We start from the raw sequence: 3,211 nt of genomic DNA on the forward strand, positions 1-3,211 counted from the left end.
AACGGGAGGGCGAGGCTCCTGCCGAGCCCCGGGCAGGCTCCGGACGTTCAAGGAAGCCTCGATCCCGCGCAACAGATCCGGGATAGGCCTCGCCCGTCGCAAGGACCACCTTTCCCACATCCCTCGGCGGGCCTCCTTCGCGACGCCCGCCCCGCGTCCCCCGCCCCCGGGGCTCAATCCGGAAATCCGACCATGGTGTGCTGCACGCCGCCGCCGCGTATACTGGCCTGCCTGTCGACCGCGGCGTGGTCATCTGCATGGCGGCGGTCGTAAGACGGACGAGGACGGGTTCGCCGGGCGCCTGATGCAGTCCATTCGGGAGGCAAGTCTCAACCTGTCCGAGTAACGGCACTTCGCCGATGTCGACGGGCTGATGGGGCGGTTCCTGAACGACGTGTACAACCGGAAGCACTTCCATTCGTCGCCGGGCGACCCGACCCGGCCCGGCCGAGTTCCAGCAGCAACGGTTCAACGGGCCGAACGCCAGGCCCCGCGGAGGAGGCTCCATTCAGGAGGTGGCACAATGCGAACGCGAGCGACACCGGGGGCCATGGCCATGCTGGCGGCGGGCGCCCTGCTGGGTTGGTTGACGACGTCGGGCCAATGCTCCACGGCCTTCGCGCCGGACGATCCCGCGGAGGGGCCGCTCGACCGCACGGTCCTGCCCGTCCCGGAGCCGAGATCCACGCCGATTACCGAGCTCGACGCCCGCAAGGCCAAGGCCCCGCCGCGGTTCGAGGTGAAGGCCCCCAAGGGCGCGCCGAACGTCGTCGTCGTCCTGATCGACGACATGGGCTTCGGCCAGCCCAGCACCTTCGGGGGCGGCTGCGCCATGCCGACGCTCGACCGCCTGGCGGCCGGCGGCCTCCGCTACAACAACATGCACGTCACCGCCCTCTGCTCGCCCACGCGGGCGGCCTTGCTGAGCGGCCGCAATCACCACACCTGCAACGTGGGCGCGGTCGAGGACATCTCCACGGCCTTCCCCGGCAACACGGGCATCCGCCCGAATTCGGTGGCCCCGCTGGCCGAGATGCTCCGGCTCAACGGCTACAACACGGCCTGCTTCGGCAAGTGGCACCTGACACCGCTCTGGGAGACGAGCGTCTCCGGCCCGTTCGGCAACTGGCCCACCGGGTCCGGGTTCGAGAAGTTCTACGGCTTCCTCGGCGGCGAGACGAACCAGTGGGCGCCCCTCCTCTACGACGGCGTGACCAAGGTCGAGCTGCCGAACGATCCCAACTACCACTTCATGACCGACATGACCGACCGGGCGATCGCCTGGGCGCGGTTCCAGCACGCCATGACGCCGGGAAAGCCGTTCTTCATGTACTTCGCGCCGGGGGCGACCCACGCGCCGCACCACGCCCCGAAGTCGTGGGCGGACAGGTACCGGGGGAAGTTCGACGGCGGCTGGGACCGGTATCGGGAAGAGACGCTCGCCCGCCAGATCAAGCTCGGGGTGGTGCCGCCGGGGACCAGGCTGGCGCCCAGGCCCCCCGACATCAAGGCCTGGGACGCCCTCTCCGCCGATGAGAAGAAACTCTTCGCCCGCCAGATGGAGGTCTTCGCCGGCTTCGCCGAGTACGCCGATGCCGAGGTCGGCCGCCTGGTGCGGGCGATGGAAGACATGGGCGTCATGGACGACACGCTCTTCCTCTACATCGCCGGCGACAACGGCTCGAGCGCCGAGGGCGGCATGGTCGGCACCTTCAACGAGATGACGTATTTCAACGCCGTCCCGCAGGCGTTCGCCGACCAGTTCGAACACCTCGACGACTGGGGCGGCCCGGGGACGTACCCGCACTTCGCGGCCGGCTGGGCCATCGCCGGCAACACGCCCTTCGCGTGGTCCAAGCAGGTCGCCTCGGATTTCGGCGGCACCAAGAACGGCATGGTGGTCCACTGGCCGAAGGGCTTCGCGGCCAGGGGCGAGGTGCGGAGCCAGTGGCATCACGTCATCGACGTCGCGCCGACGGTGCTCGAGGCGGCGGGCCTGCCGTTCCCGAAGAGCGTCAACGGCACGGAACAGCGGCCCTTCGAGGGGGTGAGCCTCGCCTACACCTTCAACGACGCCAAGGCGGCGGACCGCCACACGACGCAGTACTTCGAGATCGTCGGCAACCGGGCCATCTACCACGACGGCTGGCTGGCCCGGACGATCCACAAGGCCCCGTGGGAGGCCCGGCCTCGCGCCACCGTGGACAAGGACGCGTGGGAGCTCTACGACACCCGCCGCGACTTCAGCCTGGCCGACGACCTGTCGGCACGAGAGCCGGGCAAGCTGAAGGACCTGCAGGCCCTCTTCCTGGAGGAGGCCGTGAAGTACAAGGTGTTGCCGATCGACGACCGCGGCACGGAACGGCTCCTCCCGGAGCTGGCCGGCCGCCCCGACCTGATGGGCCAGCGCACGTCGCTGGCGCTCTACGAGGGCATGACCGGCATCGCGGAGAACGCCTTCATCAACGTGAAGAACCGCTCGCACTCGATCACCGCCGAGGTCGAGATCCCCAGGGGGGGCGCCAGCGGCGTGATCCTGGCCCAGGCCGGCCGGTTCGGCGGCTGGAGCCTCTACCTGAAGGACGGCAGGCCGACCTACGCCTACAACATGGTCGGGCTGGAACGGACGACGGTCGCCGCGCCGCAGGCCCTGCCCGAGGGCAAGGCGACGGTCGTCCTCGACTTCGCCTACGACGGCGGCGGCCTCGGCAAGGGCGGGACCGCCAAGCTCTCCGTGAACGGGCGGAACGTGGCCGAGCGCCGCATCGCCCGCACGACCGCGAACGTCTTCTCGGTCGACGAAGGGGCCGGCGTCGGCGTGGACGAGGACACCCCCGTCTCCGAGGACTACCGGCCCGGCGAGCCGAGCCGGTTCACCGGCAAGATCCACAAGGTGACGGTCGAGCTGAAGTGACGCCGCGGGGGTACGATCGGGAGGCCGGCCGTACCCCTGCCCTGCCCCGACGAAAGGTTGGTATCGACTGCCCCACACCCGGCATGCGGACGTGGCGGTTTCTGTTGCGCCCGACGCGGCCGGCGATGCCGTTGGGAACCAGGCCCCGGCGCGATCGCCAGCCGGCGCCTGGCTCGGCAGGAGCCTCGCCCTCCCATTCGGAGAAGAGCCGCTCCGGGGGGCCGGGAGGGCGAGGCTGGGGTGGTGAGAAGTTGGTCTTGACCGTGCTCATCGAGGTCCGGGAACGATCGCCGTTTT

Annotated in this window: 1 protein-coding gene; it reads left to right on the forward strand. The window is 69.9% G+C overall.

From position 1 onward, the window contains the following. The first annotated feature begins 523 nt into the window (after positions 1–523). The gene (locus G6O54_RS36560; protein ID WP_165235924.1) at positions 524–2,914 is read left to right on the forward strand and encodes an arylsulfatase; all 2,391 of its coding nucleotides are present in this window, start codon (positions 524–526) and stop codon (positions 2,912–2,914) included. Positions 2,915–3,211: the final 297 nt, after the last annotated feature.

Source organism: Aquisphaera insulae (assembly GCF_011064615.1).
Classification (GTDB): domain Bacteria; phylum Planctomycetota; class Planctomycetia; order Isosphaerales; family Isosphaeraceae; genus Aquisphaera; species Aquisphaera insulae.

Bases quoted from the DNA above. Each gene is read 5' to 3' on its own strand.
- G6O54_RS36560 (WP_165235924.1), top strand. From the start codon at position 524: ATGCGAACGCGAGCGACACCGGGGGCCATGGCCATGCTGGCGGCGGGC.